Origin of the sequence: Mesorhizobium sp. M0048 (assembly GCF_040323405.1) — a bacterium.
Taxonomy (GTDB): domain Bacteria; phylum Pseudomonadota; class Alphaproteobacteria; order Rhizobiales; family Rhizobiaceae; genus Mesorhizobium.
Window position 1 is genome coordinate 135,105 of record NZ_JAMYUV010000008.1, and the last position, 17,428, is coordinate 152,532.

General features: G+C 62.1%; 18 protein-coding genes and 2 pseudogenes. 6 read left to right on the top strand and 14 right to left on the bottom strand.

All coding sequences use genetic code 11. The annotated features are described in order from the left end of the window. Nucleotides 1-6: 6 nt before the first annotated feature. The 13 genes and pseudogenes from osmF to NKJ84_RS11330 all read right to left on the bottom strand — a co-directional run bounded on the left by osmF (nt 7) and on the right by NKJ84_RS11330 (nt 12,044). A complete protein-coding gene (gene osmF / locus NKJ84_RS11270; RefSeq protein WP_352506504.1) occupies nt 7-918 on the bottom strand; it encodes a glycine betaine ABC transporter substrate-binding protein OsmF in 912 nt (303 codons plus the stop codon). A gap of 159 nt (nt 919-1,077) precedes the next feature. Then, nucleotides 1,078-2,294, bottom strand: a pseudogene (locus NKJ84_RS11275) (MFS transporter). Continuing rightward, nucleotides 2,291-2,791 (bottom strand): transcription antitermination factor NusB, encoded by a 501-nt coding sequence (gene nusB / locus NKJ84_RS11280; RefSeq protein WP_352506505.1) that lies wholly within the window; start codon nt 2,789-2,791, stop codon nt 2,291-2,293. Before nusB ends, NKJ84_RS11275 begins: the two are co-directional and overlap by 4 nt. Continuing rightward, nucleotides 2,788-3,282, bottom strand: coding sequence for a 6,7-dimethyl-8-ribityllumazine synthase (gene ribH, locus NKJ84_RS11285; protein ID WP_352506506.1), 495 nt, complete (start codon nt 3,280-3,282; stop codon nt 2,788-2,790). The genes nusB and ribH overlap by 4 nt, the downstream gene beginning before the upstream one ends. A gap of 130 nt (nt 3,283-3,412) precedes the next feature. Beyond that, nucleotides 3,413-4,030 carry a riboflavin synthase gene (locus tag NKJ84_RS11290; RefSeq protein ID WP_352506507.1) on the bottom strand — a complete coding sequence of 206 codons (618 nt, stop codon included), beginning with the start codon at nt 4,028-4,030 and terminating at the stop codon, nt 3,413-3,415. 30 nt (nt 4,031-4,060) lie between these two features. After that, nucleotides 4,061-5,191: a bifunctional diaminohydroxyphosphoribosylaminopyrimidine deaminase/5-amino-6-(5-phosphoribosylamino)uracil reductase RibD gene (ribD, locus tag NKJ84_RS11295; RefSeq protein ID WP_352506508.1), complete on the bottom strand. Its 1,131-nt coding sequence runs from the start codon at nt 5,189-5,191 to the stop codon at nt 4,061-4,063. Nucleotides 5,192-5,193: 2 nt separating this feature from the next. After that, nucleotides 5,194-5,703, bottom strand: coding sequence for a transcriptional regulator NrdR (gene nrdR, locus NKJ84_RS11300; protein WP_352506509.1), 510 nt, complete (start codon nt 5,701-5,703; stop codon nt 5,194-5,196). A gap of 153 nt (nt 5,704-5,856) precedes the next feature. After that, entirely contained in the window at nt 5,857-6,435 is a 579-nt protein-coding gene (locus tag NKJ84_RS11305; RefSeq protein WP_352506510.1) for a hypothetical protein, read from the bottom strand. Nucleotides 6,436-6,504: 69 nt separating this feature from the next. Then, on the bottom strand, nt 6,505-7,818 hold the full coding sequence (gene glyA, locus NKJ84_RS11310) for a serine hydroxymethyltransferase (RefSeq protein ID WP_254817549.1): 1,314 nt from the start codon (nt 7,816-7,818) through the stop codon (nt 6,505-6,507). Nucleotides 7,819-8,256: 438 nt separating this feature from the next. After that, complete coding sequence (locus tag NKJ84_RS11315; RefSeq protein WP_352506511.1) at nt 8,257-9,510, bottom strand: L,D-transpeptidase family protein; 1,254 nt, start codon at nt 9,508-9,510, stop codon at nt 8,257-8,259. Between the two features lie 352 nt (nt 9,511-9,862). Further along, complete coding sequence (ldtR, locus tag NKJ84_RS11320; RefSeq protein ID WP_023674486.1) at nt 9,863-10,378, bottom strand: transcriptional regulator LdtR; 516 nt, start codon at nt 10,376-10,378, stop codon at nt 9,863-9,865. Between the two features lie 203 nt (nt 10,379-10,581). Next, nucleotides 10,582-11,004, bottom strand: a complete 423-nt coding sequence (locus tag NKJ84_RS11325) for a DUF6163 family protein (protein ID WP_352506512.1) — start codon at nt 11,002-11,004, stop codon at nt 10,582-10,584. Continuing rightward, nucleotides 11,001-12,044, bottom strand: coding sequence for an enoyl-CoA hydratase/isomerase family protein (locus NKJ84_RS11330; RefSeq protein WP_352506513.1), 1,044 nt, complete (start codon nt 12,042-12,044; stop codon nt 11,001-11,003). The genes NKJ84_RS11325 and NKJ84_RS11330 overlap by 4 nt, the downstream gene beginning before the upstream one ends. Nucleotides 12,045-12,188: 144 nt before the next feature. Here NKJ84_RS11330 and NKJ84_RS11335 point away from each other — a divergent pair, with 144 nt between their 5' ends. The 4 genes from NKJ84_RS11335 to NKJ84_RS11350 all read left to right on the top strand — a co-directional run bounded on the left by NKJ84_RS11335 (nt 12,189) and on the right by NKJ84_RS11350 (nt 15,295). After that, nucleotides 12,189-12,401, top strand: a complete 213-nt coding sequence (locus tag NKJ84_RS11335) for a DUF8605 domain-containing protein (RefSeq protein WP_352506514.1) — start codon at nt 12,189-12,191, stop codon at nt 12,399-12,401. Beyond that, nucleotides 12,364-13,014 (top strand): DUF2066 domain-containing protein, encoded by a 651-nt coding sequence (locus NKJ84_RS11340; RefSeq protein ID WP_352506515.1) that lies wholly within the window; start codon nt 12,364-12,366, stop codon nt 13,012-13,014. The genes NKJ84_RS11335 and NKJ84_RS11340 overlap by 38 nt, the downstream gene beginning before the upstream one ends. 86 nt (nt 13,015-13,100) lie before the next feature. After that, nucleotides 13,101-14,132, top strand: a complete 1,032-nt coding sequence (gene hemB, locus NKJ84_RS11345) for a porphobilinogen synthase (RefSeq protein ID WP_352506516.1) — start codon at nt 13,101-13,103, stop codon at nt 14,130-14,132. Nucleotides 14,133-14,647: 515 nt separating this feature from the next. Continuing rightward, nucleotides 14,648-15,295, top strand: coding sequence for a dihydrofolate reductase family protein (locus tag NKJ84_RS11350; RefSeq protein ID WP_352506517.1), 648 nt, complete (start codon nt 14,648-14,650; stop codon nt 15,293-15,295). A gap of 45 nt (nt 15,296-15,340) precedes the next feature. Here NKJ84_RS11350 and NKJ84_RS11355 read toward each other — a convergent pair whose 3' ends face one another. Continuing rightward, nucleotides 15,341-15,814, bottom strand: coding sequence for a polyphosphate kinase 2 family protein (locus NKJ84_RS11355; RefSeq protein ID WP_352506518.1), 474 nt, complete (start codon nt 15,812-15,814; stop codon nt 15,341-15,343). Nucleotides 15,815-16,093: 279 nt separating this feature from the next. Here NKJ84_RS11355 and NKJ84_RS11360 point away from each other — a divergent pair. Further along, a pseudogene (locus NKJ84_RS11360) lies at nt 16,094-17,138 on the top strand (aldo/keto reductase). A gap of 120 nt (nt 17,139-17,258) precedes the next feature. Then, nucleotides 17,259-17,417, top strand: coding sequence for a hypothetical protein (locus tag NKJ84_RS11365; protein ID WP_254817539.1), 159 nt, complete (start codon nt 17,259-17,261; stop codon nt 17,415-17,417). Nucleotides 17,418-17,428: the final 11 nt, after the last annotated feature.

Below are 17,428 nucleotides of genomic sequence, written 5' to 3' on the forward strand. Positions count from 1 at the left end.
ATCGCCTTACTTCAGGAAGCCGTTCTTTTTCAAAAAGTCCTCAGCGACGCCCTTGACTGGCTCGCCGCCAACCTGCACGCGGCCATTCAACTCCTGCAGCGTGACGAGATCGAGCTTGGCGAAGACCGGCTTCAGCAGCGTCTCGATTTCGGGATGCTCCTTCAGCACCGCCTCGCGAATGATCGGCGCCGGCTGGTAGACCGGCTGCACAACCTTGTCGTCTTCAAGCACGACTAGGCCGGAGGGCGCGATGCCGCCGTCGGTGCCGTAGACCATGGCGGCGTTGGCGCCGTTGGTCTGGTTGGCCGCAGCGGCAATGGTCGCCGCCGTATCGCCGCCCGACAGCGTGATCAACTGGTCCGGCTTCAGCGTGAAGCCATAGGTCTTCTGGAACGCGGGCAGCGCGGCCGCCGAATTGACGAACTCGGCGGAGGCCGCCAGCACCACCTTGCCGCCGCCCGAGACATATTTGCCGAAGTCAGAAAGGGTGACGAGCTTATTGGTATCGGCGACCTCCTTGCGCAGGGCGATCGCCCAGGTGTTGTTGGCCGGTGACGGTGACAGCCAGACGATCTTGTTGGCGTCGTAGTCGAGCTTCTTGGCAGTCTCGTAGGCCTTGGCGGCGTCTTTCCACACCGGATCGTCGGCCTTCTCGAAGAAAAAGGCGGCGTTGCCAGTGTATTCCGGATAGATGTCGATCTCGCCGGCTGTAATCGCCTTGCGGACCACGGGCGTGCCGCCGAGCTGGATACGGTCGGTGGTCTGGATATTATTGGCATTCAGCACCAGTTGGATGATATTGCCGAGCACGCCGCCCTCGGTGTCGATCTTCGACGACACCACCACCTGGGCACTCGCCGAGGCAAACGTAATTCCGAGCGCTAGTACAGCGCCGGCCAGAACCTTGATTGAAAACATCTCACAAATCCCTTGCTGTGAACCGGAATACGGCTGCCGCATATGAGCATGGCTTCGATGCCCCGTCGGGGTACACGGTTTCATAAGAGGGGGGATGGGCGCAATAATTTTGTTCGGATGTGAGTGAATCCGCTGCCGCGACGCCCCGACAGCGTGACGTCAGTTGGCCGCCCGCAAGCCCGTCATCTTCAACACGCCCAGTGCCACGAAGCACAGCGCGACGACCGGGAAAATCATCCAGTTCAGCATCTCCCAGCCCCAGGCATTGTAGACCGCGCCCGACATCAGCGAGGCGAAGGCGACGGAGCCGAACAGGACGAAATCGTGGAACCCCTGGACCTTGCCTTTTTCGGATGGCTGGTAGCTGTCGGCCACCATGGCAGTGGCACCGATGAAGCTGAAGTTCCAGCCAAGGCCGAGCAGGATCAGCGTCGTCCAGAACTGCCACAGTGCCAACCCCGACAGCGCGACTATGCCGCAGCCAACGAGCAGTACCAGGCCGATAGCCACGATCCGTTCAGCGCCAAAACGATGGATCAGCGACCCCGTGAAGAAGCTCGGCGCGAACATCGCCATGACGTGCCAGGAAATGCCGAGCGTGGCGTCGTCGGTCGAAAGGCCGCAGCCGACCATGGCCAGCGGCGCGCCGGTCATCACGAAGCTCATCAGTGCGTAGCTGCCGATGGCGCAAAACAACGCCGCGACGAAGCGTGGCCTGGTGACGATTTCTGAGAGCGGCCTGGCGTCGCCGTCGGAAATTTCAACCTTCTCGGTTGCTTTGGCTGGGATACGCAACAAAGAGAGAATGGCGGCGCCGACCGCCGCCAGCACCAGGATGGACGCAAACGAGCCGGCAAACTTCACCGGCGAGAACAGATCGCCGGTGAAGATGACGATCTGCGGCCCGAGTATGGCGGTGACGATGCCGCCGGCCAGCACGAGGAGATGGCACGCGCCTTGAATTCAGGCGGAGCATTGTCGGCGGCGGCAAAGCGGAATTGCTGGACGAAGGCGCCCCCGATCCCGATCACGGCCAAGCCGAAAGCGAACAGCCAGAAGCTGGGATGAAACAGCGCCAGCGTGGCGATCAGGCCGCCAAGCGCTGTCACCGCCGTTCCGGTTATGAAGCCGTCGCGCTGGCCGAGCCGGCGGATGACCGCCGCGGCCGGCAGGGAACCGAGTGCCACGCCGACATTGAAGCCGGTGATCGGCGCGGTTGCCAGCGACTTGTCAGCGTCGAGCAGATACTGCCCGGCCAATCCGCCCATGGAAATGGCGATGGGTGCGGCCGAGCCGATGATCGCCTGCGAGGCTGCGAGGATGAAGGCGGTGCGACGCGCTTCCTTGCCCGCCTCAACGGCGACGACGGCGGTCATGAGGCGTCCTTACCGCGGCCCTCGCCGCGCACCCGGCGCGACACGCGATCAAGCACGGCATTGACCAGTTTCGGCTCGTCGTCCTCGTAAAATGCCTTGGCGATGTCGACATACTCGGAGACGATGACCGCCACCGGCACGTCCTCGCGCTGCATCAGCTCGTAGACGCCGGCGCGCAATATGGCGCGCAATGTGGAATCGAGCCTGGATAGAGGCCAGTCCTCGGTCAGTGCCTGTCGGATGATCGGATCGATGGTCTTCTGGTGCTCGACGACGCCTGCAAGAATGGCGCGAAACCATTGCGCATCGGCTTCGCGATAGAGCGCGCCGTCGACTTCCTTTCCGAGCCTGAACGCCTCGTATTCGGCGGTGATCTCAAACACGCCGCTGCCGGCGACGTCCATCTGATAGAGCGCCTGTACAGCGGCCAGACGGGCTGCACCGCGCTTGTTGGCATGGCGAACCGCAGGCTGGCCGGGCGAAGCGGGTTCGCTCACGTTCGCTCTCCCAGCTGTTCCTTTAGAGCGATCATGGTCAGCGCCGCGCGCGCCGCAAAGCCGCCCTTGTCGCCTTCCGAACGCCTGGCCCGTGTCCACGCCTGTTCGTCGTTTTCGGTGGTCAGGATGCCGTTGCCGATACAGACCGAATCCTGCACGGACAGGTCCATCAGGGCACGGCTGGATTCATTGGCGACAATCTCGAAATGATAGGTGTCGCCGCGGATGACTGTGCCGAGGGCGACGAAACCGTCATAGTTCGTCCCGCCTTCGGAGGCACCGTCGAGCGCGAAGGAAATCACGGCGGGGATTTCGAGCGAACCAGGAACGGTGACGACATCGTATGTCGCGCCCGCTTGGTCGAGCGCGCTGGTCGCGCCTTCGAGCAGCGCGTCGGCAAGGTCGTCGTGAAAGCGCGCCTCGATGACAAGAAGGTGCGCCTTCTTCTTCGGACGGGTGAACGCTTTGCCGTGTTGGGATGTGCCTGCCATAGATGTCTCCGGGGATCGCCGGTGACTTAGGCCGAAGCCGGTTTGATCGCAAGCGGAAGATTGCCGAAGGAACTTTCAAGGCCAACTCGGCGGCGATCGCATCAGGGAATGGGCTTTATGGACGAGCGCCTCAAAGCCCCTCCTTCGCCGCCTCCATCAGCCGCGCGGCGTAGCGGGCCATGGTGTCGATCTCGAGATTGACCCAGTCGCCGACCTGGCGTTCGCCCCAGGTGGTGACGGTCAGCGAATGATGGATCAACAGCACGTCGAAGCGGGTGCCTTCGACCTTGTTGACGGTGAGCGAAGTGCCGTCGAGTGCGACGGAACCCTTGGGGGCGATGAATTTGGCAAGCCCGCGCGGTGCTTCCAGGGTAAAGCGCACGGCGTCACCCTCCTCCTTGCGGGCCACGATCTCGGCCATGCCGTCGACATGGCCTGATACAATGTGGCCACCGAGTTCGTCGCCGATCTTCAGCGCCCGCTCCAGATTGATCCTCGTGCCGGATTTCCAGGCCATAGCTGTCGTCAGTCTGAGTGCTTCTTCCCAGGCCTCGACCTCGAACCACCGTGCGTTGGCGCCGTCTTCCGGCAGTCCCGTTACCGTCAGACAGACGCCGCCACAGGAAATCGAGGCGCCGATGGCAATGGTCTGCGGATCGTAGGCGGTGTCGATACGCAAACCGACGCCTTCCCTGAGCGGCTTCACGGCAGCGACGGTGCCGACATCGGTGACGATTCCAGTGAACATTAGTTTGGCCCCGTGAACATCAGTTCGGTCCTAGATGTCTCTTATCCATTCCGCATATGTGTCTTCGCCGAAACGCATGTTGCGCAATTTGCGAAATCCCGGCGGGATATTGTTGGCATCGATTGGCGATACAATGCCGCCCTCGCCGATCGCGTCCGGCCCCTGAAACAGCACGATACGATCGACCAGTTGTTCGTCGAGGAACGCCTTGGCCACCCTGGCGCCGCCCTCGACCAAGAGGCTGGCCATGCCGAGCGCCGCCAGATCCTCGAGCAGTTCCGGCAGCGCAATATCGCCTTCATACGTCTCAGTGCCGATGAAGCGAACGCCGACGCGTTCGAGCGCGGCGCGCCGGTGCGGATCGGCCTCGGCGCAGGCAGCGATATAGAGCGGCACACGGTCGACGCCGGCGACCAGTTTCGAAGTCTCGGCTAGCCTGATCTGACGGTCGAGCATGATGCGCGCCGGCGAACGGCTCTCCAGTCCCGGAAGCCTAACCGTCAGCGCCGGATCGTCCTCCAGTGCCGTGCCGATGCCGATCAATATGCCATCGGCTTCGCCCCGCATCAGATAGACTTCGCGCCGGGCGATATCGCCGGTGATGGAGACTTGTCCCTCGCCTCTCACGCCGATCTTGTTGTCGCTTGAAAGCGCAAGCTTCAGAATCACTTCCGGGCGTTTTTTCAGAGATCGAATCAAATAGCCGGCCATCTGCTCCGCGGCGTCGGCCGCCAGCACTTTTTCCACCACCTCGACCCCAGCGGCACGCAAGATTGCATAGCCCTTGCCGGAAACACGCGGGTCCGGATCGCTGGCAGCGCCGACCACACGCGCCACGCCGGCACTGACCAGCGCATTGGCGCAAGGCGGCGTGCGGCCGTGATGGGCGCAGGGCTCCAGCGTTACATAGGCGGTGGCGCCGCGCGCCAGTTCGCCGGCCTCTGCCAAAGCCTCGGTCTCGGCATGCGGCCGGCCGCCGACGGCGGTGACGCCGCTGCCGACGATCATCGGCCCGTTGCCGTCATCACGCACGATCAGCGTGCCGACGGAAGGATTGGTCGAGGTCCGGCCGGCATTCTTGCGCGACAGCCTGAGGGCTGCCGCCATATAGCGGCGATCGAGGAGCTCTTGCTCAGCCGTGCTGGGTTCGGACCCTGCCATGCTCAACTGGCATCCTCTTCGCTCTTCCGCTCTTCGCCCCTGGGCTCGTCGGTTTTGAGCTCGTCGCCTTTGAGTTCACCCAACACGTCGTGGAAATCCTTGGCCTCGCGGAAATTGCGGTAGACGGAGGCAAAGCGCACATAGGCGACATCATCGAGCGACTTAAGCGCCTCCATGACCAGCCGGCCGACTTCGCCCGAAGCCACTTCGGTCTCGCCCGAGCTTTCGAGCTGGCGCACGATGCCGGTCACCGCCCGGTCGATACGTTCCGGGTCGACATTGCGCTTGCGTACCGCGATCTCGACAGAGCGCAGCAACTTGTCGCGGTCGAACGGCACCTTGCGTCCAGACTTCTTCACGACGACGAGATCGCGCAATTGGACGCGCTCGAAAGTGGTGAAGCGGCCGCCGCAATCCGGGCAGACGCGCCGCCTGCGGATCGCCGCTCCGTCTTCGGCAGGGCGCGAATCCTTCACCTGGGTATCTTCGGACTGGCAATAAGGGCAGCGCATGGAGAGCCTTCGGTTCGCGATTCTCGTGGAGCGAAAGGCTTAGAGGTTTTTGCCACGATGGCAAAGTATGGCCGATGACCGATCGCGCCTCAGAGATAGCGAGGCACGAGGAAAATTGCGAGAGTGGCAAGCAGTTGAACGGCAATACGCCAATCAGGGAGCGACGTCGCCGGTCGGGAAGCCGCAGGACGTGCCGAGATAGCGATAGGCCTTGGTGAAGCCGTCCATCGATATGGTCGCGACCGGCTTGTCGGCGAAGCTGACATCAAGGGCGCTCGTACGGCGCATGGCACGCAGTATGGCAAGCGTGGTCTCGGGTTTGTTGTCCATCATCCACTGTCCGTCGGCGATAAGATGAAAACCAGCCTTGATCTTGTCGTTAACGTCGCGAAACACCGCCGGGACGTTGTCACCTTTGGGCAAGTCACTGTTTCTCACGGCGATGATGAGGCTCGGATAGCCTCCGGGTGGCAGTACGTCGCCGTTCGAGATGGCCAGCGTAAGGGTACCGGTGGTCCCGTTAGCGTCGAAAAAGACCGTCGAAGCGGCGCAGGTCTTGCGCACATCCTCACCGGTGTTGACCTCGTCCATCGTGGTGGACCACCTGCCGAAGGTCTCTGTCCTTGGCGCTGCCGGCGTCGGCTCGGTCTGCGCCAAGGCGAGGCCGGACAGCTGCAAAATGGCCGATGCCAGCAAGGCACCAAAGCCGGCGACACGGAAAGTTTGCATCATTGAGCTTCTCCGCAGGTGCCTTGCTGTCGCACCGGGATTGTCGCGCACATGGAGGACACTCGGCGTCGGTCAACCAAGATACGGGTAAAGCGGAAAACGATCCGTCAATGCCGCCACCTTGGTCTTCACAACTGCCTCGACGGCCGCATTGCCATCGTCGGAATTGGCGACTTTCAGTCCATCCAGCACCTCGGCGATCAGCTTGCCAATCTCGCGGAACTCAGCCTGGCCGAAGCCGCGCGTGGTGCCAGCCGGCGTGCCAAGCCGAACGCCCGAGGTGACGAAAGGCTTTTCCGGGTCGAAGGGGATGCCGTTCTTGTTGCAGGTGATGTTGGCGCGGCCAAGGGCAGCCTCGGCGCGCTTCCCGGTGGCGTTCTTGGGGCGCAGGTCGACCAACATCAGATGGTTGTCAGTGCCGCCGGAGACGATGTCGAGACCGGTTTCCTGCAGGCTGGAGGCCAGTGCCTTGGCATTGGCAACGACGCTCTCCGCATAGACCTTGAAGCTCGGCTTCAGCGCCTCGCCCAGGGCCACCGCCTTGGCGGCGATGACATGCATCAGCGGTCCGCCCTGCAGGCCGGGGAAGACGGCCGAATTCATCTTCTTGGCAATGTCCTCGTCATTGCACAGGATCATGCCGCCACGCGGGCCGCGCAGCGACTTGTGCGTCGTGGTGGTGACCACATGGGCATGCGGCAGCGGCGACGGATGCATGCCACCGGCGACCAGTCCGGCGATATGAGCCATATCGACCATCAGATAGGCGCCGATCGAATCGGCGATCTCGCGAAAACGCTTCCAGTCCCAGACACGTGAATAGGCTGTGCCGCCGGCCAGGATCAGCTTCGGCCTGGTCTCATGGGCGGTCTTCTCGATCGCGTCCATATCGAGCAGATGATCGTCCCGGCGCACGCCATAGGAGACGACCTTGAACCATTTGCCGCTCATATTGACCGGCGAGCCATGCGTCAGGTGCCCGCCGGAATTGAGGTCGAGACCCATGAAGGTGTCGCCGGGCTGCAGCAGCGCCAGGAACACCGCCTGGTTCATCTGGCTGCCGGAATTCGGCTGGACGTTGGCGAAGTTGCAGCCGAACAGCTTTTTCGCGCGTTCGATGGCGAGTTCCTCGGCGACATCGACAAACTGGCAGCCGCCATAGTAGCGTTTGCCTGGATAGCCCTCGGCATATTTGTTGGTCATGATCGACCCCTGCGCCTCGAGCACGGCGCGCGAGACGATGTTTTCCGAGGCAATCAGCTCGATCTCATGGCGCTGGCGACCGAGTTCGTTGCGGATGGCGCCGAAAATCTCGGGATCGGCATCGGCAAGCGTGGTTTCGAAGAAGGATTCGAATTTGTTCGACACTGCCGCTGCTGTTGCCATGGGCTGAACTCCTCAAGGTTCGGGGTCTGTCGCGCCATTAACACAGTTGCTTTCGGCCCGCCACGTTTGGAGCGCGAAATTTGCTGGCCGGATTGCGCCAGAGAGACTGGCGGCCTATTCCCTTGCCCTGCTGAAGGGCCGGCAGGCTTCGGTGAGCGTGATCTCGGTGAACAGCGCCTGCATCGTATGGTCGTTGATCTGGCCGGCGTGATGGCGCCGCGCACGCCGGCAACAGAGCCGGCGATCCGGACGCGCAGCCCGAACGGCTCGGCCTTGCGCTTGTGTAATCGCGCCGAGACGCGCGTCGCGATGTCGCCGACCCAGACCCCCAGGAAGCGCAGCCCCATCCGGCGATCGGCCCAGCGAAGCTTGTCGCGAAAGACCCGGCAACGAAAAAGGCCGCCCTTCCGGCGGCCTTTTGCAAATGAACTCAGCTGCTTAGAGCGCGGATGTGATCTGCAGCTCGTTGGCTCCGTCGAGGCCGTAAATGTCGTCACGGAACTGGACCACGCCCGGCCCTGTTGACCAGGCCGAGACGTAGAGAAAATAGACCGGCACCGGATTGGTGACCTGCACCGGCGTGTTCTCCCCGGTCTTGATCGCCGCCTCGAAATGCTGGCGATCCCAGCCCGGTGTGTCGCGCAGAATCCAGGTGACGAGGTCGCGCACGTTCTGTACGCGCACGCAGCCAGAGGAATCGAAGCGCATCAGCTTGCCGAAAAGGCTCTGCTGCGGCGTGTCGTGCATGTAGACGCCGTCCGGGCTGGGGAAATTGATCTTGACCGAGGCCATCGCGTTGCCGGAACCGGGATCCTGGCGGAAGCGATATTTTTCGGCATCGTCGGTCGACCAGTCGACCGTCATTGGGTCGACCTCGCTGCCGTCCGGCGCGAACAGGCGGATATGGCTATCCTTGAGATAGTTGGGGTCCTTCCGCATCAGCGGAATGATGTCCTTGCGCACGATCGAGACCGGCGCGTTCCAGTACGGATTGACGATGATTTCGTTGATCTTGGAATTGACGATCGGCGTCTGGCGATCGATCTTGCCGACGATCGCGGTGTGGCGCAGCACAACGCGGTCGTTCTCGACAGCCTCGATCTGCGCCGCCGGGATGTCGACCAGCACATAGCGGTTGCCAAGCGTGCCGGCCCGCTCACGCATCCGTTGCAGATTGGTCTGCAGCTGACCAAGCCGAACCGGCGCCGACACGTTCATTGCCGCGAAAGTATATTTGCCGGTGGTCCCGTCGGCCGGCAAGCCGTGACGCAACTGGAAGCGCTTGAGCGCCGAGTCGACGTAAGAATCGAACGCTTCCGAGAGCCCGGCGCTGTGCGCCAGATCGCCCGATATCATCAAGCGCCTGCGCAGCGGCACCACATCGGGATCCTCGACGCCAAGCTGCAGCTTCTTGGTGTCTGGAACCTGCTCCCAGCCGCCTTGCGCGACGATATTCTGATACTGCATGATCGCCTGCTCGGTGAAGGACACCGTCTGCAGGCTGAAGATCGGCAGCGTCGAGGCAACCTTGCCGCCTTCGCTGGCACGCGCATCGAATTGGTCGTCCCAATTGCCACGCGCCGAGGATTTCAGGATATCCCCGATCACATCCTGTGCACTGGCGCGGCCGGCGACCATTGCGGCTGCGAGCGCGGAGGCTCCTGAAAGGAAGAAACGGCGGCTGGTTCTCATGGATGGTCCAGACATTCTTGCTACAATTCAACCCACCGGGCGGTCTCGCCCGCACTCTAGAGTTGGCTTCTTAACAATTAGCCAACCATGGCCCGCATCACTTCGGTGTAAAAACACATGGGTGTAAAAACACATGGAAGTGACTTGAGCACAGGACAAATGCACGGCTTTGGCCCAGCATCACCCGCATCTTCGGTTCCATTCGAATATGGCGGCAACGTGGCTGTTGCTCGAATTTGGATCGGCCGGCCTGACGAAACGGCAAGACCGGTGCTTTTCGGCACCGGTCTTTGGTCTGCTCCGCGGCAGCACTTCCGTGGTCCAGCTTCAGATCTTGCTGCGGCGGGTGCGATTACATCCGATAGGCGATGGTATCGTTCCAGAACCGATCCAGCCGCTGCAGGGCGCGGTTCATCTGCTTGAACTCTTCCGTGTTGATGCCGCCGACCTGCTCGATCGAGCCGACATGGCGTTCGTAAAGGCCGGCGACGACTTCCGCCACCTCGTTGCCCTTCGGCGTCAGCGAGACACGGACCGAACGGCGGTCGATGCGCGAGCGCTGGTGGTTGATGAAGCCGAGATCGACCAGCTTCTTTAGATTGTAGGAGACATTCGAGCCGAGATAATAGCCGCGCGAGCGCAGTTCGCCAGCGGTCAGCTCCGAATTGCCGATGTTGAACAGCAGCAGCGCCTGGATGGCGTTGATGTCGGAGCGACCGTTGCGGTCGAATTCGTCCTTGATCACATCAAGCAGACGGCGATGCAGCCGCTCGACCAGCTGCAGCGATTCCATGTACAGCGAACGGATCGCCTCGCGGCGGTCATCGGATACGTTGGCGGTCTTCGCCGCCGGACGCGAATTGATCATTGTCTTTGCCTCTCGTTTGTCGCCAGGTGATTTTTTTGTTCTTCACCTTGATCGCGACACTATCGAATACTCATAAAATTCGACTTAAACGCCAAGGCTAACAAGAGCTTACCGGTAAGGGGTTTCGAAAGAGGCTTAACGGACGGTCACCCGAGCAAGGATGATTAACCTAAAGATTTAGCCAACGATCCTGGCCGGAATTGCTATCGCCGGGCTTGCCGCTTCTGGATCCAGATCACCACGCGGAACACTATGTAGAGCAGCGCCACCGCAAGGTGCGAGGCGACGATCAGCGGCCGGCGGCCGAACAAGTCGGGGAAGCCAGCATACATGACGCACTCGGTCACCGCGCAGATGAACCAGATCACCGGCCCCCAGGACGCCAGCATCCACAGGCCGGCGGCAGCGAATGGAAAAAACACCGCCAGCACCACCGCCGCCACCTGCCAGTGCACCGGCATCAGATCGAAGCGCCACAACTGGCCGGGGTAAACGCCGATCAGCCGGATCCAGTACAAGATGCCGAACAGCAGACAATAGCCGGCGATAACGCGCTGGAACCAGGCGAAGATGACCTCGATCGTCGAGGGCTGCAGCACCACGCGTCTCGAGGTGGCCTCGCTCACAGCTTCAGTTCCCGTTCGCCGAGCGATGCGAAATAGGCATCGACGTCGGCGGCGCTGACGTCATCGATGCCTGCCGGCCGCCATTGCGGCGTCGAGCCTTTATCGATGATGGCGGCGCGGATACCTTCATAGAAGTCGTGCCCGACAAGCATACGGTTGAGGATACGGAACTCCATTTTCATGCACTCGTCCATCGACAACGTCTGCCCGGCGCTGATCTGGCGCCACGCGACATGCAGGCTGGTCGGTGAACGTGTGCGGATGGTGGCCAGCGTCTTTGCCGCGAACTCGTCGGCGATGGCTGCCCGCTCCAGGCTGGCGACCATATCGGCCAGTGACGGCTGCGCGAAATGCCGAGCGATGGCTTCCAGCGTCGGCCTGTCTGTCTCGCGTTTGGCCGGGACGAAGCAGCCGCGCAGCACCGATTCCGGGTCGCCGCTTGCCGCCAGCCGGTCGAGAAAGCCGGGCTGGTCCTCCGCCTTGATCGTATGGGTGGCGAGGCCCGACCACAAAGCATCGCCATAGCGGATGCGGTTGCCGGTCAGCGCCAGATACATGCCGAAGCTGCCGCCGAGATCCGGCAACAGATGGCTGGCGCCGACATCCGGGAAAAAGCCGATGCCGACCTCTGGCATGGCAAATTGCGCGTTCTCGGTCAGCACCCGCTGCGAGCCATGGAAGGAGATGCCGACGCCGCCGCCCATGACGATGCCGTCGATCAGGGCGACATAGGGTTTCTTGAAACGGGCGATGCGGGCGTTCAGCCGGTACTCGTCGGCGAAGAACTCGACCGGCGGTTTTCCAGCCCGGCCGGCTTCGTAGATGTGGAGGATGTCGCCGCCCGCCGAAAATGCCCTGCCCTCGGCCTTGACGACGACGACGTCGACACCATCGTCGCGTTCCCAGCTGCGCAGCGCCTTGTCCAGCGCCTTGACCATGCGGTGGGTTACGGCATTGAGCGCCTGCGGCCGCGTCAGCGTGACGACGCCGGCCCTGCCCAACCTTTCGAAGCGAATCTCGTCGCCTCCGCCAAAATCCATCGCCAGAGAATCCCTCCCGCGCCCGCCGGGAGTGAAGTGCTAATGCGTGGCGCATAGCCACGTCAATGGCAGCGCCAATCCCGCCTGCTGGCCCGTGGCCGCAGCCGGTGCTAATGCTGGCGCTTTGAACTGGAAGGTTGGGCCATGCCTTGGTTGCCACGCCTTGCTGTTGTGGTGGTCGGCCTAATCGCTGCGAACACTCCTCCCGTATCGGCCGAAACCGTGGATAGTCTCTACCAGTCGCAGACCATCGTCACCGGCCAGGGCGAGGTCAATCGCGAGATCGGTTTCAAGACATGTTTGGATGCGGTGCTGGTCCGTGTCTCCGGTGATCAGCGGCTGGCGAAAAAAACCTGAGGTGGCGGCGCTGCGCGACAAGGCCGGCAGCTTCGTTGCCGAATTCCGCTACCACGACCGCCTTGAAGGCATTCCGGTCCATGACGAACAAGGCACGCACGACCGGCCGCATGATCTCACCTGCCTATACAGGCCCGACGTCATCGATCCGGTGCTTGCCGCGCTTGGCAGCAAGCCATGGCTTGCCGAGCGGCCACGCCTGGCGATTTTTCTGGCGGCGGAGCAAGGCACAAGGCATTTCGCGCTGACTGCCGACGACCAGCGCGGGGCGGCGATGCGCGAATCCTTCGTCAATGCCACCGGTCCGCTGGTCATGCGGATTTTGTTTCCCGAAGCGTCGATGCTGTCGGCCTCGAAGCTTGACGACCGGGCCCTGCGCCATGCCGATATGGCGACGCTGGACCAGCTTGCCCGAAAGGCCGGTGCCGATCAGGCGCTCGCCGGCAGCCTGATCTGGAGCGACAAAGAGTTGGGCTGGATCGCCGATTGGCGGCTTGCCATGAACGGCAAGGCTTATAAGTGGCAAGTGCGCGGTGTCAGCTTCGACGAGGCATTCCGCGTCGCCATGCGGGGTGCTGCGCAGATCCTGTCGGGCAATGGTCAACCAGAATAACGCCCAACAGGACCGCTGGCACAATCGTGTCGCATTGGTCAGCAGCGAAGGCTCGTGGTAAAAGCCGCCCGTCCGGAGTTTTGGCGATGAACAAATTCACACCTGCAAAGCCTGCCGGCGCGCGCAGCGTCGACGAGATCACCGGCAGCCGGCGGCTGCGGCGCATGCGCAAGGCCGATTGGTCGCGCCGCCTTGTCCAGGAGAACCGGCTCTCGGTCGACGATCTGATCTGGCCGATCTTCGTCGTCGACGGCAGACAAGTGCGCGAACCGATCGCCGCCATGCCCGGCGTGTTCCGCCTGTCGCTCGACCTCGCCGTCAAGGAGGCTGAGCGCGCGGCCAAGCTTGGCATTCCGGCGATCGCCACTTTCCCCAATGTGGAGCTCGGCCTGCGCGATCAGACCGGTTCGCACATCCTCGATCCCGAAAACATCATCAACCGCGCCACCCGCGCCATCAAGCGGGCGGTGCCGGAGATCGGCATCATCACCGACGCGGCGCTGGATCCGTTCACCTCGCATGGCCATGACGGCATCTTGCGCGAGGGCATTATCGTCAATGATGAAACGGTGGAGCAGGTGTCGGCGGCGGCCGTCATTCAGGCGGCGGCGGGGGCCGACATCATTGCCCCCTCGGACATGATGGACGGCCGGATCGGTGCCATCCGCGATGCGCTCGACGCCAATGGATTTCAGGATGTAGCGATCATGTCCTATGCGACCAAGTTCGCATCCGCCTTTTACGGCCCCTATCGTGAGGCGGTCGGCACCGCCGGCCTGCTCAAGGGCGACAAGAAGACCTATTACATCGACCACGCCAATTCCGACGAAGCGGTGCGCGAGGCCGAGCAGGATCTAGCCGAAGGCGCCGACATGCTGATGGTCAAGCCCGGCCTGCCCTATCTCGACATCATCCGCCGGCTGAAGGACGAGTTGCAAATGCCGACCTTCGCCTATCAGGTCTCGGGCGAATATTCGATGATCAAGGCCGCCGCCGCCAATGGCTGGATCGACGGCGACAAGGCGATGCTGGAATCGCTGCTCGCGTTCAAGCGCGCCGGCTGCGACGGGATTCTCACCTACTTTGCGCCCGAAGTAGCGGCGATGCTGAAGGGATAGGTGATCGCATCGTTTTGGGACTTTGGTGCATGGGATGGGGCCTGTCGTAAACCTTCGGGATTGGCCGAATCCTCCCTCCCCCTCGTCATCCTGGGGCGGAGCAGGAGCGAAGCGACGCGGCGCAGACCCTAGGATCCATGCCGTGACCTGGCGGCAGCGCTCCGGCGGATCGAAAACGAACGCACCCATCCGGTTCTCCGAAAAAGTTCGGCCCATTCCGGATTGGTCTTCTTGATCTCCATTCGCGTGGTTCGTCGTTCTGGGCCGCTGTATTCTTCGGCCGATGTCACGGCATGGATCCTAGGGTCTGCGCCGCGTCGCTTCGCTCCTTGCTTCGCTCCAGGATGACGACGGGATGGTTGGTTATGGCCAATCGCCAGCGTTGGGAGATTGGCGGTTGTGGCCCAGCCGTTCATCGCTAGCCGGCGATCCAAAAACACCGCTTGCAAAATGCAATCAGTTAAGCTAACCCGATAACTGCTTGCATGTCACAATTGGTTATCGAGGAGGCTCTCATGTCCAAACTTCGCGTCAGCGCTTTCACCCTGTCGATCGACGGCTTCGGCGCCGGTCCCGACCAAGACCTGAAGAACCCGCTGGGTGTTGGCGGGGAAGCCCTGCACGGATGGATGTTCGGCACCCGCACTTTCCGCAAGATGGTCCTCGGCAAGGATGGCGGGACCACGGACACTGACGAGGCGTTCGCCGCACGCAGCTTCGAAAACGTCGGCGCATGGATCCTCGGCCGCAACATGTTTGGGCCAATCCGCGGCGAATGGCCGGATGACAGCTGGAAAGGCTGGTGGGGTGACAACCCGCCCTACCATGTGCCGGTCTTCGTGCTCACGCATCATCCGCGTGATCCGATTGTAATGGAGGGCGGCACGACCTTCTATTTCGTGACCGATGGCATCCACTCAGCGCTACAAAAGGCGAAAGCAGCGGCTGACGGCAAGGACATAAGGCTCGGCGGCGGCGTCGCCACGATCCGGCAATATCTCCAGGAAAAGCTCATCGACGAATTGCATCTGGCGATCTCACCGGTCCTGCTCGGCGCCGGCGAGAACCTTTTTGCCGGCATCGACATGCCCAAGCTCGGCTATCGCTGCAGCGAGCAGGTCGCGACGCCGAAAGCCACGCACGTCATCATCGAACGTGCCTAGCTTGTCGCAGGGCGCCACAGAGCAGCGCCCTCCTCGCCGCTTTAGTCAGTACTTCTCCGGCACATACAGTTCGCGCGGCAGTACCTGGCGCTCGTATTCGGGATTGAAGACGCGCTCCGGCAGTATGATCTCTTCGTGCGGCACCTCCTCATAAGGCATCTGCTTGAGGAGTTGGTCGATGCAGTTCAGCCGTGCCCGTTTCTTGTCGTTGCCCTCGACGATGAACCACGGGGCGCCACCCTTGCCCGCCGAGTCGCGGCCCTCGAAGACCACGACGAGCTTCTTCTTGTGATAGGCGACCCAGGACTGCAGCTTGATCAATTCGGATTGCAGCATGATGAGATCGCGAAAATACTGCAGGCGGTCGATCGATGGCGGATGCGCATTCTTGTAGATCTTGGCGATCTCCATCGACAGCGCCGGCTCCGAGATTTCCAGCTTATAATCTTCGTCGAGCGTGTCGGCGAGTTCCGCTTCCAGCCAGTCCCCGGCCGGGGAATTCTGTTTTATCTCGATCATTTGCGCTGCTCCGCTTACAGTCCTTGCCGGCCGCTGTCAGGCGCTCCGCCGCCCGGCCCGGCGGCCGGAAATCGAAGCGCTGAACCGATGTTAGTATAGGCCGGCAATGACGGTTTTATTGCAGCCACTGCTGCGCTGGCTGTGCGTTCAATCCGAAAGATGTGATCGAGCTTGCCCTGCGGAACTGGCGACAAGCGGAACGAATTATCCTACAAATGCCCGGTTCATTGAGGGCTGTCGTTTGCAACGCCCTTTCCCGATAAATCGTGAGGATACGACATGGAATACCGCACTCTCGGCCGTTCCGGGCTGAAGGTTTCGACGCTGACCATGGGGACAATGACATTCGGCGGCGGCGGCGCGTTTTCGGCGGTCGGCAAGACCGACCTCGACGAGGCGCGTCGGATGATCGACCTTTGCATCGATGCCGGCGTCAATGTTATCGACACCGCCAACGTCTATTCGAACGGCCGTGTCGGAAGAGATCATCGGCGAGGCGCTCGGAGGCAAGCGCAAGGGCGACGTGCTGATCGCCTCCAAGGCACGCATGCGGATCGGCAAAGGCCCCAACGATGAAGGCTTGTCGCGCTACCATCTGATCCGCGAATGCGAGAGGAGCCTGAAGCGCCTCAGGACCGATGTCATCGACATCTATTTCCTGCACGAGTGGGATGGCCTGACACCGCTAGAGGAAACCATCGCCGCGCTCGACACGCTGGTCGCGCAGGGCAAGGTCCGTTATGTCGGCTGCTCCAATTATTCCGGCTGGCAAGTGATGAAGGGGCTGGGGATCAGTGACCGTCATCACCAGCCGCGCTTCGTCACCCAGCAGATCCATTACACGTTGGAAGCGCGCGAGGCCGAGTATGAATTGTTGCCGATCTCGGTCGACCAAGGGCTCGGCGTGCTGGTCTGGAGCCCGCTTGCCGGCGGGTTGCTGTCCGGTAAATACCACCGTGACCAGCCGACCGCCCGCCAGCTCAGCGGCTGGTCGGAACCGCCGATCCGCGACGAGGACCGGCTGTGGCGGATCGTCGACGCGCTGATCGACATCGGCAACAACCACGGTGTGTCGGCGGCGCAGGTTGCGCTTGCCTGGCTGCTCGGTCGGCCCGCCGTCAGCTCGCTGGTGATCGGCGGACGAACCGAAGCGCATTTCAAAGACAATATCGCCGCTGCAAGCCTTGTGCTTGGCGATGAGGAGCGCACACGCCTCGACGCGGTCAGCAGGCCGCCCGTGCTCTATCCTTACTGGCACCAGCAATTCACGGCAAAGGACCGGTTCGGTCCGGCCGATCTCGTCCTCGACCGCGACGGCGCCTGAAAACAGCCTGAAGCCAGGTTCCCGGACTGCGCCGAGATATGGAGCCGATCGTGCCTTGCGGTGTTGTGTTTGCGGCCCAATGCTCCTAGGCAAAGGCCAAGCACAATGAAAGGAACCGATATGGCACGAGCACCGAACTACGGTCAGGAACGCAAGGAACGCGACCGGCAGAAGGCTGCCAAGAAGGCGGAAAAGCAGGCTGCCAAGGTCGCAGCCAAGGAGCGATCGAAGCCCGAGGGCGAGAGCGAGTCCCAAACCAAAACCGAAACGGCCGAGTGATGACGCCCGGC